This is a genomic window from Bradyrhizobium sp. Kon58 (genome assembly GCF_055807455.1).
In genome coordinates this window covers 1-322 of the sequence record NZ_JBVVOT010000273.1, presented here as the reverse complement: position 1 = coordinate 322, position 322 = coordinate 1, and the positions used below count along the sequence as shown (strand labels likewise).

Annotated in this window: 1 protein-coding gene; it reads right to left on the bottom strand. The window is 61.8% G+C overall.

Annotated features, from left to right (window positions below):
* A partial coding sequence (locus tag AC0L20_RS40445) for an ABC transporter substrate-binding protein (protein WP_473295737.1) occupies positions 1-322 on the bottom strand: 322 nt, incomplete at both ends.

The window sequence follows — 322 nt, the reverse complement described above, 5'->3', positions numbered from 1 at the left end:
GAGCTTGCACGTCGAAGATCTCGGCCAGTTGGCTGAGGCTCTTGTAGATCGTCTCGATACGGAACGCTTCCAGCCGCGTGCCGTCGGCGCCTACGCGATTGTCCTTGGCTTCGCAGTCCGACGGTAGCAGGTAGGTGGGGATGTTCAGCTCATGAAACTGCTCGCGGGTGCCCACCACGCCTTGGGGGCCGACCACCCATTCCAGCTCGGCGGCCACCAGCTGCGGGCGCTTGGCGATCACCGCTTCGAAGCTCGGCTCGTTATTGGCCAGGCGCTCGATGCTGTCGTTCTGCGCTTTGTACTGTGGCAAAACATCGTTGAA